This is a genomic window from Nocardiopsis sp. EMB25 (genome assembly GCF_026797795.1).
In the GTDB taxonomy this organism is placed as follows: Bacteria; Actinomycetota; Actinomycetes; order Streptosporangiales; family Streptosporangiaceae; genus Nocardiopsis; species Nocardiopsis lucentensis.
The window spans coordinates 1,580,055-1,598,564 of the sequence record NZ_JAMTDN010000001.1; the positions used below are offsets into that span (position 1 = coordinate 1,580,055).

The 18,510-nt window shown below is 72.4% G+C and carries 14 protein-coding genes and 1 pseudogene; 6 read left to right on the forward strand and 9 right to left on the reverse strand.

Going from position 1 to position 18,510, the window contains the following annotated elements:
* Positions 1-121: 121 nt before the first annotated feature.
* Positions 122-1,066: a sucrase ferredoxin gene (locus tag KIK06_RS06845; RefSeq protein ID WP_017597679.1), complete on the reverse strand. Its 945-nt coding sequence runs from the start codon at positions 1,064-1,066 to the stop codon at positions 122-124.
* Positions 1,067-1,217: 151 nt separating this feature from the next.
* Entirely contained in the window at positions 1,218-1,904 is a 687-nt protein-coding gene (locus tag KIK06_RS06850) for a GntR family transcriptional regulator (protein ID WP_268642463.1), read from the reverse strand.
* A 475-nt stretch (positions 1,905-2,379) separates the two neighbouring features.
* Between KIK06_RS06850 and KIK06_RS06855 the strand changes: the two genes are divergently transcribed.
* Positions 2,380-2,835 (forward strand): cupredoxin domain-containing protein, encoded by a 456-nt coding sequence (locus KIK06_RS06855; protein ID WP_268642465.1) that lies wholly within the window; start codon positions 2,380-2,382, stop codon positions 2,833-2,835.
* A 59-nt stretch (positions 2,836-2,894) separates the two neighbouring features.
* Here KIK06_RS06855 and KIK06_RS06860 read toward each other — a convergent pair whose 3' ends face one another.
* Complete coding sequence (locus tag KIK06_RS06860) at positions 2,895-3,281, reverse strand: SDR family oxidoreductase (protein ID WP_327084632.1); 387 nt, start codon at positions 3,279-3,281, stop codon at positions 2,895-2,897.
* A 53-nt stretch (positions 3,282-3,334) separates the two neighbouring features.
* Here KIK06_RS06860 and KIK06_RS06865 point away from each other — a divergent pair, with 53 nt between their 5' ends.
* Positions 3,335-4,540, forward strand: coding sequence for an RNA-guided endonuclease InsQ/TnpB family protein (locus tag KIK06_RS06865; protein ID WP_268642467.1), 1,206 nt, complete (start codon positions 3,335-3,337; stop codon positions 4,538-4,540).
* Between the two features lie 148 nt (positions 4,541-4,688).
* Here the strand turns inward: KIK06_RS06865 and KIK06_RS06870 are convergent, their stop codons facing one another.
* Positions 4,689-5,621, reverse strand: a complete 933-nt coding sequence (locus KIK06_RS06870) for a LysR family transcriptional regulator (protein WP_017597675.1) — start codon at positions 5,619-5,621, stop codon at positions 4,689-4,691.
* Between the two features lie 69 nt (positions 5,622-5,690).
* Between KIK06_RS06870 and KIK06_RS06875 the strand changes: the two genes are divergently transcribed.
* Both KIK06_RS06875 and KIK06_RS06880 read left to right on the forward strand, forming a co-directional pair.
* Complete coding sequence (locus KIK06_RS06875; protein WP_268642469.1) at positions 5,691-6,971, forward strand: MFS transporter; 1,281 nt, start codon at positions 5,691-5,693, stop codon at positions 6,969-6,971.
* A 67-nt stretch (positions 6,972-7,038) separates the two neighbouring features.
* A pseudogene (locus tag KIK06_RS06880) lies at positions 7,039-7,997 on the forward strand (ring-cleaving dioxygenase).
* Positions 7,998-8,197: 200 nt separating this feature from the next.
* On the opposite strand, the gene KIK06_RS06885 reads toward KIK06_RS06880, so the two are convergent.
* The gene (locus tag KIK06_RS06885) at positions 8,198-8,563 is read right to left on the reverse strand and encodes an ArsR/SmtB family transcription factor (RefSeq protein WP_017597672.1); all 366 of its coding nucleotides are present in this window, start codon (positions 8,561-8,563) and stop codon (positions 8,198-8,200) included.
* A 53-nt stretch (positions 8,564-8,616) separates the two neighbouring features.
* Between KIK06_RS06885 and KIK06_RS06890 the strand changes: the two genes are divergently transcribed.
* Positions 8,617-9,390 (forward strand): SDR family NAD(P)-dependent oxidoreductase, encoded by a 774-nt coding sequence (locus KIK06_RS06890; protein WP_268642470.1) that lies wholly within the window; start codon positions 8,617-8,619, stop codon positions 9,388-9,390.
* A 207-nt stretch (positions 9,391-9,597) separates the two neighbouring features.
* On the opposite strand, the gene KIK06_RS06895 is transcribed toward KIK06_RS06890, so the two are convergent.
* Positions 9,598-10,098 (reverse strand): ATP-binding protein, encoded by a 501-nt coding sequence (locus KIK06_RS06895; protein ID WP_017597670.1) that lies wholly within the window; start codon positions 10,096-10,098, stop codon positions 9,598-9,600.
* 481 nt (positions 10,099-10,579) lie between these two features.
* Between KIK06_RS06895 and KIK06_RS06900 the strand changes: the two genes are divergently transcribed.
* Entirely contained in the window at positions 10,580-12,706 is a 2,127-nt protein-coding gene (locus tag KIK06_RS06900) for a tetratricopeptide repeat protein (protein ID WP_268642471.1), read from the forward strand.
* Positions 12,707-13,063: 357 nt separating this feature from the next.
* Here KIK06_RS06900 and KIK06_RS06905 read toward each other — a convergent pair whose 3' ends face one another.
* The 3 genes from KIK06_RS06905 to KIK06_RS06915 form a co-directional block, all read right to left on the reverse strand.
* Positions 13,064-14,305 (reverse strand): hypothetical protein, encoded by a 1,242-nt coding sequence (locus KIK06_RS06905; RefSeq protein WP_268642472.1) that lies wholly within the window; start codon positions 14,303-14,305, stop codon positions 13,064-13,066.
* 526 nt (positions 14,306-14,831) lie between these two features.
* On the reverse strand, positions 14,832-14,957 hold the full coding sequence (locus tag KIK06_RS06910) for a hypothetical protein (RefSeq protein WP_017597667.1): 126 nt from the start codon (positions 14,955-14,957) through the stop codon (positions 14,832-14,834).
* A gap of 133 nt (positions 14,958-15,090) precedes the next feature.
* Complete coding sequence (locus KIK06_RS06915) at positions 15,091-18,189, reverse strand: AfsR/SARP family transcriptional regulator (protein WP_268642473.1); 3,099 nt, start codon at positions 18,187-18,189, stop codon at positions 15,091-15,093.
* Between the last annotated feature and the right edge of the window lie 321 nt (positions 18,190-18,510).

The following is an 18,510-nucleotide window of genomic DNA, read 5'->3' on the forward strand; positions in this document are numbered from 1 at the left end:
CCCTGGGCCGGGACGCCGGACGAACCGGGGGAGGGGGAGGGGCCGCGCGGCCCCTCCCCCTCCCCGTGTGACGTGAGGACCCGGACCGGGGAAGGGGCCCGGGTCCGCCGCCTCGGATCCGCTAGGAGAACGAGGCGCCGACGCGGCCCTCGGCGATCTCCGTGACGCGGTGGTGGACGGGGCGGCTGGGGGACAGGGCCGAGCACGTCGTCGGGCACTCCGGCCCCTCCTCGACGGTCACCGACACCGTGTACACGCCGCCGTCGTGGCCCAGGGTGACCCGCACGCCGTCGTCCCCGCGGTCCTCGTCGAGCAGGGTCAACGCGTTCACGCCCACCGTGCCGAGCCTGGAGCGCAGCGCGGCGTCGGCGGCCTGGGCGGCGGAGGAGTCGGTGCACCGTCCGCGGTAGTTCTCGGGGAGCACGTCACCGTCTTCGAAGGCGGTCACCGTGCGCACGGCCGACTCCGGGTCCAGACGGCCGAAGTAGAAACCCTGGGGCAGGGCCACCAGGTTGGCGGCGAAGCGGTCACCGCCCACGTGGGTGGTCTCCCAGACCTCGGCCCGCCCCCCGGCCAGGGCCGCCGCGACGGGACGCCCCAGCACGGCGCAGCACGGGTCCTTCTTGGCGTGCGTGCACACCAGGTACAGACTGTGCTCCACCGGGACGCCGAACTCCGGCGGTTCGGGCTTCTCCACGGCGGTGACGTCGTACTCCAGCAGCTCGGCCAGGTCCTCGAACTCCACCATGCGGGCCCAGGGGGTGGTCCTGCTGGTGTGGACGTAGTAGGCGCGGCGCGGACCCTCGTCCCCGCCCGCGCGCTTGCCCTCGCCGGGGCGCTTGATGAGCTGGGGCTTGATGTCGCGGCCGACGATACGCTCGGCGAGGCGGGAGACGACGGTCTTGTCCAGGCCCGGGCTGGAGAACGCGGGGTGGCGCCATGGGCCGGAATGCTCGACCAGCAGCCAACCGCCGGTGGTGCCCGCCGTTCCGGCGATCTGCTCACCGGTGTAGCGTGCCAGGGCCGAGCAGCCGCGGCGACCGTCCGGGGCGGTGGGTAGACGCACGGTCTTCGTTCCAATCGAGTCTGGGATGGCGACGGGCGTACGGACACACGGGTCGAGACGTGATCACACGCCCCAAACCTTGGGTGCGAAGGTTAGGTTAGCCTATCCAGACTGATTGGTGTAGTAGTCGGCCGGGGTGTCCGGTCCGGTGTCACCCGGGGGCGCCCTCGGCGGGCGCCACACCCGGCAGTACGTCCAAAAGCGCCCTCCGCGCCGAGTCGACGTGCTCCTCGGCGGCCTGGGCGAGCACGTCGGTGGCGCCGCCGCTCAGGTGCCGGATCAGCGCGCGGTGCTCGGCGACGACCGTGCTCCGGTAGCGCTCGCGGTCCAGTCGCGTGCGGGCGGCCTGGAACAGGTGCACCTGTGAACGCAGGCCGCGCCAGGAGGTGGTCAGGCGACTGTTGGCGGCCGTGTCGTAGATCCGGTCATGGAAGGCCAGGTCGAGCGCGAGCAGGGTGGGTCCGTCCGCGTCCACGCACAGCGCCTGCTCCATGGCGTCCACCAGGGTGTGCAGTTCGGCGGTGCGTTCGGGCGTCATCCGCCGGGCGGCCAGTGTCGTGGCCAGGCGTTCCAGCGCGGCGCGGACCGCGTAGACCTCGTTGACGTCGTCCGTGGTCAACTCGATGACGCGGGTGCCGCGGTGCCACTCGCTGCGCACCAGGCCCTCGCGCTCGAGGATGGCCAGTCCCTCGCGGACCGATCCCCGGCTGACCTCCAGGGAGGAGGCCAGTTCCACCTCGCGCAGGGCCGATCCCGGAGGCACCCGCCCCTCGAGAATGGCCTCGCGGACGCGGTCGGCCGCCTCGTGGGCCAAACCGCGCCGTCGTGCCCTGCGCATGCCGCCACCCCCGGAGCCGTCTTCGTGCCGGGGAGAAGTGTACGGCGTTCACCGCTGGGATGGAGAGTCATGTGGGTCTCCGTCCCGCAGTGGTTCCGGGGCGGGTCCACACCCCAGGGGGCGGTGAACTGTCTGGATGTTGACATCGTGATCTTCGCTCCTCAGGATGGGGCACCGTCGCGGGGGCGCGTGTGTGGGGTCCGGGTCCCGTCCTGGCCCGGACGGCGGACCCGCCCCCGCGGCGCCACGCCCTCCGCTTCCCTTCGGCGTCGCTCGGGGTCTTCGTCCGGCAACTGAGATCTACGAAGTAAAGGCAATCGCCGTGTGAAGGGTGAGGATTCATTTGTTTACCGAGAAGTATTTTCGCTAGCGTGCTGCTCGTGTGAGCATCCCGTAGCATGCTGCGACCATCTGACTTCGCCTCTGCCCCCGGTGACCCATGAGCCACACCGCCACCCCTCCAAGGAGACATGACATGAAACGCCTCAGCCTCATCGCGCTGGCCGCGGTCGGAGCCATCGGCCTGAGCGCCTGCGCCTCCGACGACGGCACCGACACCTCCGCCCCCGAGGAGGTGGCATCCGAGGAGAGCGCGTCCGACCCCACCGGCGCCGAGGACACGGGCGCCGAGGACACCGCGCAGGAGGAAGACGCCGTGGCGACGATCGCCGTCACGGCTCAGGAGATGTCCTTCGACGGCATCCCCGAGACCCTGCCCGCGGGCACGATCCGGATCGACTTCGAGAACGTCGGCCAGGCCCAGCACGACCTCGTTGTCGAGGAACTGGGCGACGAGCAGGTCATCCCCGTGATCGACGCGGGCGCCAGCCAGAGCGCCACCGTCACCCTGGATCCGGGCACGTACACCTTCTACTGTTCGGTGGGCGGCCACCGCGCGATGGGCATGGAGGCCACCGTCACCGTGGAGTAGCCCCCCGGAGGCCGGCGAACGCACCCCGGGCCTCGGAGGGGCGTTCGCCGGCGCGCGCCTCAGGCGGAGAACCCGCCGTCGCTGTGCGGCGACTGCCCGTCGATCCACCCTCCCCGCGCCGAACACGGGAACTCCAGCAGATCCGCTGTGTCGGCCGGGGTGCCCAGACGCCCCAACGGTGTCCGCCCCACGCACGCCGCCCGGGTCTCCCCGTCCATCCACCCGGTCTCGACCGGGCCGGGGTCGATCACGTTCGCGCTCACCCCCAGGTGCGCCAACTCCCGGGCGGCGGCCGGGGTGATGCGGTCCAGCGCGCCCTTGCTCGCTCCGTAGGGCAGGTTCCCGACAGTGTGGTCACCATTTTCCTCCGAGGATGCCTCGGCCTTCAGGTCGGGGAGGAATCGGAGCCTCCGTCGCCCGCTCACAGCAGTAGTGAGCTGCCTCACGTCGAAGGGGGATTCTCCTTGGCCTGTCGGCGTTTCCCGCTAGATTGCCGACCGTGACGACATCACCACAGGCAGACGAGAAGGTCGGGCACGCCCGGTACACCTTCCGGCTGCGCGTGTCGTCCACCGCCCACCACGCCCTGGCACGGGAGTGGGGGCGGTGCCGCTGGGTGTGGAACCAGTGCGTCGCCCAATCCCGCGCCGCGCACAAAGCCAGGGAGAAGTGCGGTCCGGCACGGTTGGACCGGATGCTCACCGGCTGGCGCGCCACCAGGAGGTGGTTGCGCCGGGGCGGGTCGGTGCCCCAACAGCAGATCATCCGCGACTTCGCCGCCGCCCGCGCCAAAGCGCTCAAGGACATCAAGAACCGGGTGCCCGTGCGGCAGCGGGCGGGGATGCCCCGGTTCAAGAGAAAACACACTGCCGCTCCGACGCTGAACTACACCCGGCGCGGGTTCCGCCTCAAGGACGGCCGGTTGCACCTGGCCGGGGGGATCGCCCTGACCGTGGTGTGGTCGCGCCAACTGCCCGCCGATCCGTCAAGTGCGCGCGTGTACCGTGATGCGCTGGGCCACTGGTACGCCAGCTTTGTCGTCCCCGCTCAGACCGAGCCCCTGCCCGCCACGGGGCGGGTGATCGGCGTCGACTGGGGTGTGGCGGAGGCCGCGACCACCACCAGCGACGACCACGACCTGCCCCACCCCGAACACGGCGGGAAGGCCGCGCGGCGCCTGGCCCGGTACCAATGGATGATGGCCCGCCGCAAACCCGCACGAGGCCAGAAGGCCTCCAAGGGCTATCTGCGGGCGAAGAAGCACGCCGCCCGGGCGCACGCGAAGGTGGCCAGGCAACGCCAGGACACCGCCCGCAAGTGGGCCAAGAAGGTCGTCCGTGACCATGACGCGATCGCCGTGGAGGACTTCAAGCCGAAGTTCCTGGCCAGGAGCACGATGGCGCGCAAGGCGGCCGACGCGGCGATCGGCGCGACCAAGCACGCCCTGGTGGAGATGGGCCGCAAGCACGGCCGGGACGTGCGCCTGGTGCACCCGGCGCACACGACGATGGACTGCGGCGACTGCGGTGCGAGAGCCAAGCACCGCCTGCCACTGTCCGAACGCATCTACACCTGCACCGCCTGCGGCGTGTCCCGCCCAAGGGACAAGAACTCCGCACACGTGGTGCTGGTCCGGGCCGGTCTGGACCCGGCTGGTGTCGAGGGCAGAGGACCGTGCGCCCCGCCGGGGCACGCGGCGGCCTGAGCCAGGAATCCCCGCACATCCCATGGCGGGAGGGAACTCGTTTCGAGAATCCCCTTCCCTTCGGGGAGGGGAGCAGTCAACCAATAGGGCCAGTCCATGACGGTTTTCTGGCCGTACGGGTCCTCCGGCCGCTCGGAGACCGGCCCGCTCAGCCCGTCAGGTCGGGGATGAGGACCGGACCCACCCGGCGCACGTGGTCGCGAAACAGCGCCACCGCCGGAGGCTCGTACCCGCCTCCGGACCCCTCCTCCGGCCAGACCACCCCGATCGGCCGGGTGGCGTCCGCCCCCCGCAGCGCCAACTCCACCGTCCCGCCCAGCGGGCCCCGGGGCCGTGCGGGCAGCACCGACACCCCCAACCCCGCCGCGACCAGCCCCCGAGCCGTCGCGATGTCGTCGGCCTCGAAGGCCACCCCGGGGGTCAAGCCCGCCCGATCACACAACCGGTCGGTCAGGTGCCGTACCCCGCGCCCCGGCTTGAGCAGGATGAACTCGTCACCGGCCGCCTCCGACACCCGAACCCCGCCCACGACCGCGGCCAGCGTGTGTCCCTCGGGCACCACCAACCGGAGCTCCTGGGTGTGCAGCGTCGCCGACGCCAACCCCGGACGCGACGGCAGGGGGGAGGTCAGCGCCAAGTCAGCGCCGCCCGAGGACACCCTCCGCAGCGACTCCGCCCACGCCTCCTGCGTGAGCGTGAACCGCACCCCCGGATGCAGCGCCCGGAACCCTCGCAGCAGCGCCGGAACGACCTCCACCCCCAGTGTCGGCAGGAAGGTCAGCGCCACCCGGCCCTCCTCGGCGTCGGTCAGCTCGGCCAACCCCGCCCGGAGGTCCTCCAGGGCCCGCCGCACGTGCGGCAACAGCAGACGGCCGGCCCGCGTCAACCGCACCCCGCGCCCCGTCCGCTCCACCAGGGCCATGCCCAACTCCTCCTGGAGCCGGGCCAGGGCACGGCTCAACGTCGGTTGGGGCGTGTCCAGCGCTTCGGCGGCTTGTGTGACGTGCTCGGTCTCGGCCACCGCCGCGACCATGCGCAGCCGGGGCGCCAACACCTGGACCAGGGCTTCCGAGGTATCCATACATATCAGTATGGAACAACCACAAAACATGCATTGGACGTATGAAACGCCGCTTCCTAGCGTGGGAGCATGTCCCCGACCAGCGGCTCCGCGCCCGTCCACGACACCCGTCCGCGCGCGGGCACCCGCGCCTACCGTCGTACCGTCGTCGCCATGGTCGCCGCCGCCGTGGCCACCTTCGCCCAGCTCTGGTCGGTCCAACCGATCCTGCCCGCCATCGCCGAGGGCTTCGAGGCCTCCGCCGCCCAGGCGGCGCTGACCGCCTCCCTGGCCACCGGCGGGCTGGCCGGGTTCAGCCTGGTCTGGAGCGGCGCCGCCGACCGGATCGGCCGGGCCCGCGTCATCACCCTCTCCCTGGTGACGGCCACCCTCCTGGGCGCCCTGGCGCCCTTCGCCGCCGACCTGTCCCCGCTGTTGGTCGTGCGCGCCCTCCAGGGGGCGGCCCTGGGCGGAGTGCCCGCGGCCGCCATCGCCTACCTCGCCGAGGAGATCCACCCCGCCGACGCCCCGCGCGCCACCGGGCTGTACATCGCGGGCAACCCCCTGGGAGGGATGGGCGGGCGCCTCCTGGCCGGGTTCGCCGCCGACCTGGGCGGCTGGCAGTGGGGGATCGCCGCCAACACGCTGCTGGGCGCGATCGCGCTGGCCGTGTTCGTCCTGGTCCTGCCGCGTGGGCGGAGGGGGAGCCCGACCGGTCGCGCACGCGTCCCCTCCTCGGGGCCGCGACCCCGCGGGCGGCTCCGCGCGGCGCTGACCACACGCGGGCTGCCCGCCCTGTACGCCCAGGCGCTGTTGCTCATGGGCGCGTTCATGACCGTGTACAACCTGCTCGGGTTCCGGCTCGTGCAAGAACCCTTCGCCCTGTCCCAGTCCACGGCCTCCCTGCTGTTCCTCGCCTACACGGCCGGGATGCTCGGTTCGGCGGCGGCCGGTGCGGTGACCGCGCGCTTTGGCGGCTACGCGGTGCTGGTGTCGGCGACCGCCCTGATGGCGGCGGGGCTGGCCGCACTGGTGACCACGTCCCTGGTCGGTCTGGTGGCGGCCCTGCTGGTGCTGACCTTCGCGTTCTTCGCCGCGCACGCCGGCGCGTCGGCCTGGGTGGGGCGGCGCGCCGTGGCGGGCCGGGCGCAGGCCATGGCCGTCTACACACTCGCCTACTACCTGGGGGCGAGCCTGTTCAGCTGGTGCGGCGGGCTGGTCTACGACGCCGTGGGCTGGGGTGGCGCGGTGGTCTACGCCCTCGTACTGTGCGCGGCGGCGGCCCTGGCGGGGCTGCGCCTGCGCCGCCTCCCCGAACCCGCCACGGACCGCACCGGGGTTTTGGCCCGTTCGGGGGAGGGGAGGACGTGATGCGAGGTTTTGTTTAAAATTAAACTACATTGGGCGGGTGCGCCCGGAAGCGACGGAAGGTGACGACATGGACGTGCGCCCCACGGGCCTGCACCACGTGACCGCGATCGCCACCGATCCCCGGGCCAACGCCGACTTCTACCGCACCGTGCTGGGACTGCGCCTGGTCAAGCGCACGGTGAACTTCGACCGCCCCGACACCTACCACCTCTACTACGGCGACCGCGCGGGAAACCCCGGCACCATCCTCACCTTCTTCCCCTGGCCCGACGCCCCGCGCGGGCGCCCGGGCGCCCGGGCGCCGGACAGGCCACCACCACGACCCTGTCGGTGCCCGAGGGATCACTGGGCTGGTGGGCCGACCACCTGGCCGCGCTGAACATCGTCGCCACCCGGCCCGCGGAGCGCGCCGAGGAGGACGTCCTGACGCTGCGCGACCCCGACGGTCTGGTGATCGAACTCGCCGCCAGCGCCGACCCCCACGACACCGACCCCTGGGACGGCGCAGGGGTGCCCGCCGAGCACGCGGTCCGGGGCATCCGGTCGGTCACCCTCACCGAGCACGACACCGAGCAGACCGCCCGGATGCTCGGGGAGCAACTGGGCTTCTGCCTGGTCGACGAGGCCGCGGACCGCCTGCGGTTTCGCACCGGCGCCGCGGCGCCCGGCGTGGGGACCATCGTCGACGTCGTGGCCGACCCCGCCGCGGAGCGCGGCCTGGTCGCCGCCGGGACCGTCCACCACGTCGCCTACCGCGCCCCCGACCGTCCGGTCCAGGACGCCTGGCGGCGGACGTTGGAGGAGGACGGCGTCGACGTCACCGAGATCCGGGACCGCCGCTACTTCACCTCGGTCTACTTCAACGAGCCCGGCGGTGCGCTGCTGGAGATCGCCACCGACGGCCCCGGGTTCGACGTCGATGAGCCCCTCCTGGAGCTGGGCCGGTCCCTGCGGCTGCCGCCGTGGATGGAACCGGACCGTGAGCGGATCGTGCGGCACCTGCCGGACATGGGGGAGGGGGCGTGACCGCCGCCCGTACCACGGCCGGTGCGGAGCGCGGCCGGAGCCGCTCCTGACCGGCCCCGCGGGCCGGGGTTGAGGAACACCGGAACGAGGACCCGCGCCAAGGGCTCACCGGGTGACTCGCCGCCGGGCGGGTGTGCGACCGCGGCTTCCGTGTCGGCCCGGGTGGGCGGGGTGTGGCGCCGGGTGGCCTCCAGTCGCCGTCAGCGGCAAGCGGCCGTGGAGTCGGAGCCGGGTGCGAGGTGGACGCCGCCGTTCACGTCCTCGGCGCCGGCGGCCTCCAGCAGAGCCCCGACCAGTCCGGGGAAGCGCTCGTCCAGGTCCTGGCGGCGCAGCGTGACGAAGCAGCGGGTGCCCTCCTGGCGGGTGCGGGTCACCCCCGCATCGCGCAGGACCCGCAGGTGGTGGCTGAGCGTCGACTTGGCCACCGGCGCCCACAACTCTCCCCACCCGCGCTCGGCGCCGTCGGCGAGCGCCCGTACGAGCCCGATGCGCAGCGGGTCGCTGAGCGCCGCCATCACCTCGGGTAACGACAGTTCCTCGGTGGCCGGGTGGTGTGCGCGTCTCATGCCTCCATGCTACCTTGTTCGATATTCGACGAACAACGAACAAAGGAGTCGGGTTGACCGAGCCGCAGCACCACCAGCACACCGACCTCAACGGCCGGGTCGCCATCGTCACCGGCGCCGGATCGGGCATCGGCCGCGCCACCGCGATCGCCATGGCCCGCGCCGGAGCCCGCGTCCTGGGGGTGGGCCGGCGCCAGGAGGCGCTCCAGGCCACCGCCGCCCACCACCCCGGCATCGCCGCCCACTCCGCCGACCTGCGCGACCCCGACGCCCCCGCCAGGGTGGTCCAGGCCGCGACGCAACGCTGGGGCCGTATCGACGTGCTCGTCAACAACGCCGGCGCCACCGCGATGATGCCGTTGGCCGAAACCGATGCGGACCGCGTCGCCGGGTTGTTCGCGCTCAACGTCACCGCCCCCAGCCTCCTGGCCGCCGCGGCCCTGCCGCACCTGCGCGAGCGGAGGGGAACGATCGTCAACGTCTCCAGTACTTATGGCCACCGGCCGCTGCCCGGTGCCGCCCACTACGCGGCCTCCAAGGCCGCCGTCGAGCAGTTGACGCGCTGCTGGGCGCTGGAACTGGCCCCCGAGGGGGTACGGGTCAACGCCCTGGCGCCGGGCCCCACCGAAAGCGAGGCCCTGTCGGCCGCCGGGCTCACCGAGGCCGACGCGGCTCGGGTCAAGGAGGCCGAGGCCGCGCAGATCCCGCTGGGCCGCCGTGGTGAACCCGACGAGGTCGCCCAGTGGGTGCTGCGGCTCGCCGACCCGGGCACGACCTGGCTCACCGGGCAGGTCCTCACCGTCGACGGCGGCCTCGAACTCACCTGATCCCGGGGCCGGGCTCCTCCCCCGTGTTCGGGCCGTGGCGGGCCGCCCGCTCATCGGTGAGGAAGCTCGACCGGCATGCCCCCAGAAGTGGCGGGCCGGGGCGAAGTGCTTGGCGCGGGTTCTCGTTCCGGTGTTCCTCAACCCCGCGACCGCGGCGGTGCCCCCTGCCCCTGGGCGCCACCGCTTCCCCTTCCGCCGCCGCCGCGCTCAGTCCCCGGTCTCGGGCCCTGCGATCTCGGCCCACACGCGCAGGCCCGCGTCCGTGTGGGGGGAGGCTCCCCAGCGGTCGCTGCACGCCTCGACGAGCATCAGGCCCCGGCCCCCCTCGGCCCGGTCGTCGCCGAACCCGGTACTGAGCGCCGGGCAGCCCGAGGTTCCGCGGTCCAGGACCTCCACACGCAGCCTGGGGCGGTGTGTGTGGCCGTCCAGCCAGGTCAACGTCAGGTCGACGGGCGGCCGCCCGTGCCGGACGGCGTTGGTCACCAACTCGGAGACGATCAGGTGGGCGGCGTCGCCGAGGACGTCCCCGCCCCGCTCACGCAGGAAGTCCTCCACGCTCCTGCGGGCACGGCCGGCGGCGCACGGTGTGTGGGGGAGTCGGCAGGACAGGTGCGCGGGGAGGTCGGTGGTATCGCCGACGAGTGGGAGGTCGCCCGTGGGAGGGACGGAGATCCCGGGTGCGACGACCGTGCTGGCGACTGTGGGCATGACGGCTTCCCTCGGCAGAGAACGGGGCAGGAGTGACGTGTTCGACCGGGCCCGTGGCCGCGGGAACCCCCCCGAACGCCCATGGTCGGGGAGTGGGATGTGATGCCCCACACTCCTGTGCGTTCCTTCACCTTCGCAAACGCCACACCGCTTGACAAGGGATTCTTTCGTAAAATATCGAAGTGCCCACGGATTCGGTTGTGTGGTGGGGTTGTGGTGGGAAAATCAGTCGTGGTGCGGGATGCCGTTCGCCGGTGGGCGTCCAGCCGTCCCCTGGCTCCCTCCCGATGGGTGAATCTACGATGTAAAGGTGGTGCCGTGGTCCACGGCGCCACGTCGGCATCGTCCTCGCCCTTCGCGTCCACGATGCGACTGTGGGTGTGAAATCCTTCCCGCCTGGGAACGCCAGGGATCGCATAGTCCGGCATTAACCCCTCTGCAACGGCACAACCCTCGCCAAAACCCCACAGCGTGAGGTTCCATGGACAACTCCCCGAAACACCCTGGACTCACGCACAACCATGCCGACCTCTCCACCCCGGCCAACATCGTCCAGACCGGCGCACTCCACGGCGGCGTCCACTTCCACCCGCCCGCACCACGGACCGGGCCACCCCGTCAGCTTCCACCGCCACCGGCCGAGTTCACCGACCGCGTCCACGAACTCCGCGAACTCGCCGACACCCCGCCGGGCGCGACCACCGACCTGGCCGTCCTCGTCGGCACCGGGGGAGTGGGCAAGACCGCGCTCGCCGCCCGCCTCCTCGCCCAGACCGCCGACCAGTACCCCGACGGTCAGCTCCACGCCGATCTCGCGGGCTTCACCGGGGCCGTCCCCACCGACCCCGCCGTCCTCCTGGACGGCTTCCTCCGCGCCCTCGGCGTCCCCGCCGCGCAGATCCCCCAGGGGCTGGAACCACGCGCCGCCGAGTTCCGCAGCCGCACCCACGGCAAACGCCTCGCCCTCCTCCTGGACAACGCCGTCTCACCCGCGCAGGTACGCACACTCCTGCCGGGTGAGGGAGCCCACCGCGTCGTCGTCACCACCCGCCTCCACCTGCTCGGACTCCTCCCCGAGGGCGCCCGCTTCGTCCACGTGCGCCCCCTCGACCCGAACGCCGCCGTCGCCCTGCTGGACGCCCTGCTCGCCGACCACCGCGACGACCTCACCGGACCCACCTCCCGCAGCCTCGTCGACCTGTGCGGCCGACTGCCCCTGGCCCTGCGAGCCGTCGCCGGACGCCTGCGGCTGCGCCCCGGCCGCCCCGCGCGACGCGTGGTCGAGGAACTCTCCGACGAACACCGCCGCCTCCCCGCCCTGAGCCGGGACCACGACAGCTCCGTCACCGCCGTCTTCGACGCCTCCTACGCCGCCCTGCCCGACGACGTCGCCCGCCTGTACCGCCTCCTCGGGCTCCACCCCGGCCCGACCATCACCCTCGACGCGGCGATCGCGCTGGACGGGGGAGAGGGCTACGACACCGAGGACCGCCTCGAGACCCTCCTGGAGGCCAACCTCCTCCAGGAGGACACCGACGGTCGCCACCGCTTCCACGACCTCATCCGCGACCACGCCCGCGCCAAGGCCCGCGGAGACGAACCCGACCACCCGCGCGAGGCCGCCCTGGACCGTCTGGTCGAGCACTACCTGCGCGTCGCCACCGCCGCCGACCTCACACTCAACCCCCGCCGCTGGCACCTCGGCCCCCGCTACGCCGAGGCGAGGAGCGCCGCCCCTCCGTTCGCCGACCACGCCACCGCACTCGCCTGGCTGGAGGCCGAACTCCCCGCCCTGGACGCCCTCATCACCCTGTGCCACACCACCGGCCGCCATGAGGCCACATGGCAGCTGTGCGAAGCCCTGCGCTCCCTGTTCACCCTGCGCCAGCACTTCGACACCTGGCTGCGCACCCACGCCACCGCACTGGCGTCCGCCCGAGCCCTCGAGGACCCGGCGGCCACCGGCCGCATCCTCATGACCCTCGCCCAGGCCCACCTCAAACTCGGCCGCCCCGACATCGCGACCGAACACCACACCGAGGCGCTGCGCCTGTTCGAGGAGGCCGACCACCCCTACGGCCGCGCCTCGGCCCTGGAGGGCCTGGGCACCGCCGCCCTGGCCGAGGAGCGGTACGCCCCCGCGGTCGACCACCTCACCCGAGCCCAGGAGATCTTCGCGGGCCACGGGCGCGAGCGCGGCGTGGCCATGATGCACCGCCACCTCGGCGAGGCCCACCGCGGCCTGGGCCACCACTCCCGCGCCGCCGACCACTTCGGCCGCGCCCACGCCTACTTCGCCACCGACGGCGACGACTACATGGTCGGCCGCACACTCATCGCCCGCGCCCGCTGCCTGCTGGACGAGACGCGCACGAACGAGGCCGAGGACGCGCTCACCGGGGCGCTCACCGCCGTCGAACGGTGCGGGGCCCGGCTCGAACAGGCGCGCGTCCACGACCTCCTGGCCAGGTCGGCGCGGATCAGGCGGCGGGAACCGACCGAACGCGACCACCTGCGCACCGCGCACGCCATCTATACCGAACTGGGCGCCCCGCAAGCCGAAGCGACAGCTCGACGCCTCCGGGAACTGGACGAGCCGGAGCCGTGAGCGCCTCGGCGACCACCGGCTCCAGCCAGCTCCCGCCGGTCCACGGCGGACCCAGCGCCGACACCGTGTGCGCGAGCGCCAGCGCCGCCTGGATCCGTCCCACGCCGACCGCGCCGCCCACGGCCACGTCCCCGTGGCCGCGCACCGCGATCCACCACCGCCGACCGCCGTCGGCGGCCACCACCCGGCACCCGGGCGACTCCGCCAGCCACCGCCGGGCGAGGTCCGCGTCTCCGGGGCCGGTGACCACGTCCGCCAGGTGGCGGACGTGATCCCGGGCCGTCGCCCACCACTGGTCGTCGACACACACCACCCCGCAACGGTGACCGGACAGCCGCGCCCTCACCCGCCACGCACTCACGACGCCACCGCCCGTCCGAACAGCGGCTCCAGCGGTGTCGGCACCGGAGCCGGGAGACCGGCGGCCGGGTGGTCGGGCTCGGGCAGCCCCATCAGCCGGTAGATCCCCTCGCGCAACAGTCGGGCCGAACCACCGGGAGCCGAGGTCAGCAGCGACGAGTACCAGCTCGCCCGCTCGGGGACGTGTTCGGCCACCGCCGCCCGCACCTGTGGCCACAGCGGCCGGTCGGTGTCCAGCCTCGGCACCGACCGGCCGAGCAGGTCGCTGTGCGAGGCGGGGACCACGTCCTCGCTCGGGAAGGCCGCGAGCAGGACGGGGCGTCCCGCCGCCGCGGCGTAGTAACTCACCGAGCCGTGGTCGCCGATGACCAGGTCGGCGGCGACCACAGCCGCCTGCCAGCCGTTCTCCGGGGGCAGCAGCAGGGCGCCGTGGCGTTCGGCGCCGCTCAGCCACGCCCGTACCTGGCGGCGTCCGTGCCACTCCCAGATCCCGGGGTGCGGGGCGGCCACGACACGGGCGTCGTGTGGGGCGAGTTCGGCGCTGAGCCGGGCCGGGAGGTCGTGGTGGCGTCCGAGCAGCGAGTGGGGCCGCCAGGTGGAGGACAGCAGCACCAGGGTCTGCCCGTCGCCGACGCCCAACGCCCGCCGGTAGGCGTCACGCCGGGACAGACCGGCGAGGATCCGGTCGAAGGAGGGGTCACCGACCACGTGCGCGGCCGGTGCGGCGGCGGGAGCGACGCGCGCCAGGACCTCACGTACCCGCTCGTGCGGGACGCCGATCATGGCGGGGATGACCCGGCCGCGCGTGACCAGGCCCGCCTCGGTCCGCGACAGGTCGCGCGTGGCAGTGGCCCCGTGGCCCCGCCACCGGGGGCGGATCTTGCCGGGACCGGCCCCGTGCTCGAGGGTCAGCACGGGCGCGTGCAGTTGTTCGAGCCCGCCCAGGCTCGCCGCGATCGCCAGATCGAACTCGTGGGCGGTCGCCTGCTCCCAGTCGAGCACGACGGCGTCGAGCCCGCGCACGTGCCGGGCCGCGCCACCGGCGAGCGGGGAGGTCGGGGGGACGGTGAAGACCACCTGCACGCGCGGGTCGGGTTCGACGAGGGGAAGGACGTCGGCCAGACGGGTGGCCGCGGTCAGGTGGTGGGCGACCGCCAGGACGGTTCGTTCGGTGCGCAGGGTGGCCTGGGAACGGGCGCCGGGCCCGAACGGCCCGGTCCGCCATCGGATGTCGGTCATCCGTGCTCCTCTCCGAAGAGGTCGGAACACGAGCGTCGCCCGCGGGACGTGACGAACCGCCTGCAGGGGACCTGACACCGGCCTGCGAACCGCATGACGGATCGCCTGCGCCCCCACCCTCCAGAAGGGGCCCTCCGGGGCGGTGCCAGTCGACGGGCGCGCCGCACGGGCCGCCGCCGCGGAGCTCTCCGGCGTCGACCCCGAGCTCGAAGGCGTCCCACTCGGCCCCGGTACAGGTGAGGGCGGGGCCCGGACACGGGCGACCCCGACGAGATCGGCGGCACACCCATCCGCCCCTACGTGTCAGGCGTGTGTTCGTGCCCCCACCCCGGTATCCCGAGGGCGACCTCCTGGCCGCGCCGACGAGCCGGCCGCCGGACGACCTGGGTGAACTCGCTGCGGTGATCCGTACCCGCCTCGACACCATCGGTTGGGGCGGTTCGTCCTCGCCGGCCGGGCGGCGCCCACCATGAGCGCTGCCCGGCCGACCGGGCTGTCGGAGCTCCGACGAGGAGCGGGGCGTGCCTCACACGGGAAGTCCCGTGAGTGCGTCGACCACCGCCGGTGCCGCACTCAGACCGAACTCCAGGAAGCGAAACCATCCTTCGGCCGAGACGGTGACGAGTGCGGTGGCGAACGGGACCGGCGTCATTGTCGATCTTTCTGTCGAACGGTTCGGGTGGCGGCCAGGGGCAGACGGCCTGGAGGTCCTTGCGCACAAGGAACGGCCGGAGCCTCTGTGGGCTCCGACCGAGCAGCATCCTAGGGGTATTTGTTCGGGTACGTCAGCGATCGACGAAACTGCTCATAACCGCCAGTTCAGAGCGGATCTCGGCTATTTCGTAGGGGTCGAGAAGCCCGAGCACCGGATTGGGGCCGTCGTGTCCGCCCGTACGGTTCGGGAGCAGGTCGGAGGACAGCAGCGCCTGAGCCTGGCCTCGCAGGGTTCCCGTCACACGTGCCTCGGCCAGGGATCTTTCGTACATCCGTTCCGCCAACTCCACGGCCCCCGACGTGAGGTGGGCGTGCCCGAGTTCGAGCAGGACCTCGTGTAGCTGGGTGGAGCGGGTGCGTGTCGCGCACTCCAGCGCTTGTTCCAGGTAGAACAGAGCGTCCGCCGATCGCCCCAGGCGTGTCAGAGCGTGCCCGATGTTGACCAGCGCCATAGTCTCCCCGTCCCGTTCTCCCACCTGTCGGAAAGCCTCCAGCGCGGTTCGTGAGTGCTCCAGCGCTCCCTCCACGTCGTTCCGCGCCCGACAGATCTCCCCGAGGTTGAGTGTCGCGCCACCGACGAGGCGACGCTCCCCGGACACCTCGAAGTAGGCACTCGCCTCCTCGATGAGCCGGACCGCCTCCGTGATGTGCCCGAGGTATCGGTAGGGACCCGCGAGATCGCCCTTGCTCCGCGCCATGCCCCGTAGGTTGCCGATCTGTCCGTAGTACTCCAACGCTTCCAGCAGATGGACGACAGCGGTGTGCTGGCATCCCATCTCACGGGCGCAGTTGCCGAGGCCGTTCAGGGCGTCGGCCATGCCCGCACGGTTGTCGGCCGCCCCGGCCATCTCCAGCGCTTGCTGGTGCAGTCGCTCGGACTCGGCGTACCGCCCCTCCAGATAGAGGATGGTTCCCAGTTCGTTGAGCGTGATCGAGCTGCCCAGGGAGTCTCCGACCAGAGTCCACAGCCGATGCGCCTCGGTCACCGACGCGTGGGCCTCCTCCGTCCGTCCCAGTCGCCACTGCGCCTGGCCCAGGTCATACAGGGCGTGCGCAGTGCCATGCGGGTCTCGGGGGCCCCGGATGAGCACGGCCCGCTCGTGGGCGGCGGCCGCGTCCTCCCACCCGACGGAGGCGTCCAACAGCGCGGCGCAGGCGTGCGCGATGTCGGCCTCGGCCGCCTCGAACCCTCCGTGCGTCCGTCCCCAGGCCAGGATGTCGAGAACGCACTGCCGCTCACTGTCCCACCACTGGTAGGCCTCCCAGAGGGACCGCAACGGCGGCAGGTCGCAGGGTGTGTCCGGCAGGGGGCGCCGGTAGCGGTCGGGGGCGTACCGGCGGTCCGCCCGGTCACAGGAGTGGAGGTAGTACGTGAACAGCCGCTGGAGTGCGCTGTGCCGTTCGGTCACCGACAGGTCCGGGACACGTCGGGCGAAGGCGGACACCAAGCGGTGCATCCCGAACCGGCCGACCCTGGGCTCCTCGATGAGGGACGCCTCCAGGAGGCGTTCCAGGAGCGTCTCCGCCCGTGTGGCGGACACCCCCACAAGAGCGGCCGCCGCGTACACGTCGAACCGGTCGCCCGGATGCAGTGCGAGGCGGAGGAGGGCCTGCCGCAGGGCCGGTTCCAGGTCGCGGGTACTCACCTCGAACACTGACTCCAGCGAACGGTCACCCGACCGGATGTGGTCCAGTCCCTCGCACACGTCCCCGAGCCGGGCGAGCAGGTCCTCCGGGGTCCAGGCGGTGCGCGCCCGGAGCCTTCCACCCGCCAGCCGGATCCCCAGCGGGTGACCGCCACAGAACCGCGCGATCCCGACGATCGCCTCCGAGGGTTTCTGCCGTTCCAGCACGCTGAGCAGCAGGCCGGTGCTCTCCTCGTCGGAGAGCCACGACAGACGCCGTCGGCGCGCTCCGTCCAGCTCCGACAGCGCCCAGCGGCTGGTGATCAGCACGGCGCAGCCCGGCCCACCGGGGATGAGCGGCCGCACCTGCGCGATGTCGGCCGCGTCGTCGAGGACGATCAGGATCCGTGCCTCAGCGGTGTGGTCCCGCCACAGTGCCGTCAGCTCCGCCTCTGACGTGGGTTGCTGCGCTTCGTTGACGCCGAGCGTCGAGAGCAGCTCACGTAGCGCCTCCACCGGTGTCTTGCGCGGGTGCGGCTCCCCGCGACCGTGCAGCTCGACGTGGAGCCGGCCGTCGGGGAAGTGCTCGCCGAGCAGGACGGCCGCGCGCACGGCCAGCGCGGACTTACCGATCCCGGTCAGCCCGTGGATGACGTGGATGCCCGTCGCGCCTGGCGGGTGGCCGAGCACGGCGGAGACCAGTTCCCCAACCTCCCGGGTACGACCGGTGAAGTCCGGCAGGTCGCGGGGCAGCGTGTTGTGCTGGCGGCGGGGTAGGGGAGCGGTGGGTTCGAGGTCGGATTGGCGCGTCCCGGCGGGTTTGGCGCCCAGCACCTGTCGAAACGTCTGTTCGGTGGCCGGGCTCGGGTTCCTTCCCTGGCCTCCGAGGTGTTCGCGCAGCCGGTGGTACGCCTCGACCGCCTCCGTCGACCGTCCACGGGCGTGCAGGCAGAGCATGAGCAGTTCGGTCAGGCGCTCGTTGGCCGGGTAGGTGTGGGTGTGGTCGACCAGGTCGTCCACGATGTCGTGGGCCCCGGTGGCCAGTCCGGTTTCGGCCCACAGCTCCACGACGCTCTGGTGCCGTGTCTCCATCGTGTGTCGCAGTCCCGACGCCCACCGGCTCGTCAGCCCGGCCAGGGGAGGTCCCCGCCACAGGTCGAGCGCGGCTCGGGATCGGGCGAGGGCCTCGGGATCGTCGCCGCCGCGGCGGGCGCGCCTGGCCTCGGACCGCAGGCGCAGGAAACGCTGCCAGTCGACCGCCTCGGGCACGATCTGGAACCGGTAGACCCCGGCCCGGGACATGAGCGCCGCTGGTGCCGCTCCCATCTTGCGCAGCCGGTTGCGCAGGCGCGTGAGGTTCGCGTCGATCGTGGACAGCGCCACCGACCTGCCGTCCCAGACCCGGTCGACGAGGGTGTCCCGCTCGACAGGGCGGTCGGGATCGACGCCGAGCGCCACCGCCAGAGCCAGTTCGCGCCCGGCGAGTTCCATGGGTCGACCGCCGACGCGCAGTTCGACGGGCCCCAGTACGTCAAGCTCCACCATCCACTCCCGTTGACCCCCGGGACTGCGATGATTCCCGGGATCGAACGGCCGCTATCCGGCGCGGTCCGGCCGATATCGGCGGGCACGTGCATCGGAGGATGCATACCGTCTGATGGGCTTATGACGTGCGGATATCGACTATCAGGGCATCGATCGACCATCATGGTGACATTTCCTTGTCCTGGAGGACAGTCAGGCGATCGGATCGTGGTCTGGTCGAGGCGTTACGAATCTACGACGTAAAGGTGGCGCTCGCGTGTGCCACACATACCGGCCGTAAGGAACATACGCTCACCCGTCTAGACTCAGCGGTCATGAACC

Coding starts and splice junctions, on each gene's coding strand:
- KIK06_RS06850 (WP_268642463.1), bottom strand. CDS start 1,904: ATGCGCAGGGCACGACGGCGCGGTTTGGCCCACGAGGCGGCCGACCGC.
- KIK06_RS06855 (WP_268642465.1), top strand. CDS start 2,380: ATGAAACGCCTCAGCCTCATCGCGCTGGCCGCGGTCGGAGCCATCGGC.
- KIK06_RS06870 (WP_017597675.1), bottom strand. CDS start 5,621: ATGGATACCTCGGAAGCCCTGGTCCAGGTGTTGGCGCCCCGGCTGCGC.
- KIK06_RS06875 (WP_268642469.1), top strand. CDS start 5,691: ATGTCCCCGACCAGCGGCTCCGCGCCCGTCCACGACACCCGTCCGCGC.
- KIK06_RS06885 (WP_017597672.1), bottom strand. CDS start 8,563: ATGAGACGCGCACACCACCCGGCCACCGAGGAACTGTCGTTACCCGAG.
- KIK06_RS06895 (WP_017597670.1), bottom strand. CDS start 10,098: ATGCCCACAGTCGCCAGCACGGTCGTCGCACCCGGGATCTCCGTCCCT.
- KIK06_RS06900 (WP_268642471.1), top strand. CDS start 10,580: ATGGACAACTCCCCGAAACACCCTGGACTCACGCACAACCATGCCGAC.
- KIK06_RS06905 (WP_268642472.1), bottom strand. CDS start 14,305: ATGACCGACATCCGATGGCGGACCGGGCCGTTCGGGCCCGGCGCCCGT.
- KIK06_RS06910 (WP_017597667.1), bottom strand. CDS start 14,957: ATGACGCCGGTCCCGTTCGCCACCGCACTCGTCACCGTCTCGGCCGAA.
- KIK06_RS06915 (WP_268642473.1), bottom strand. CDS start 18,189: ATGGTGGAGCTTGACGTACTGGGGCCCGTCGAACTGCGCGTCGGCGGT.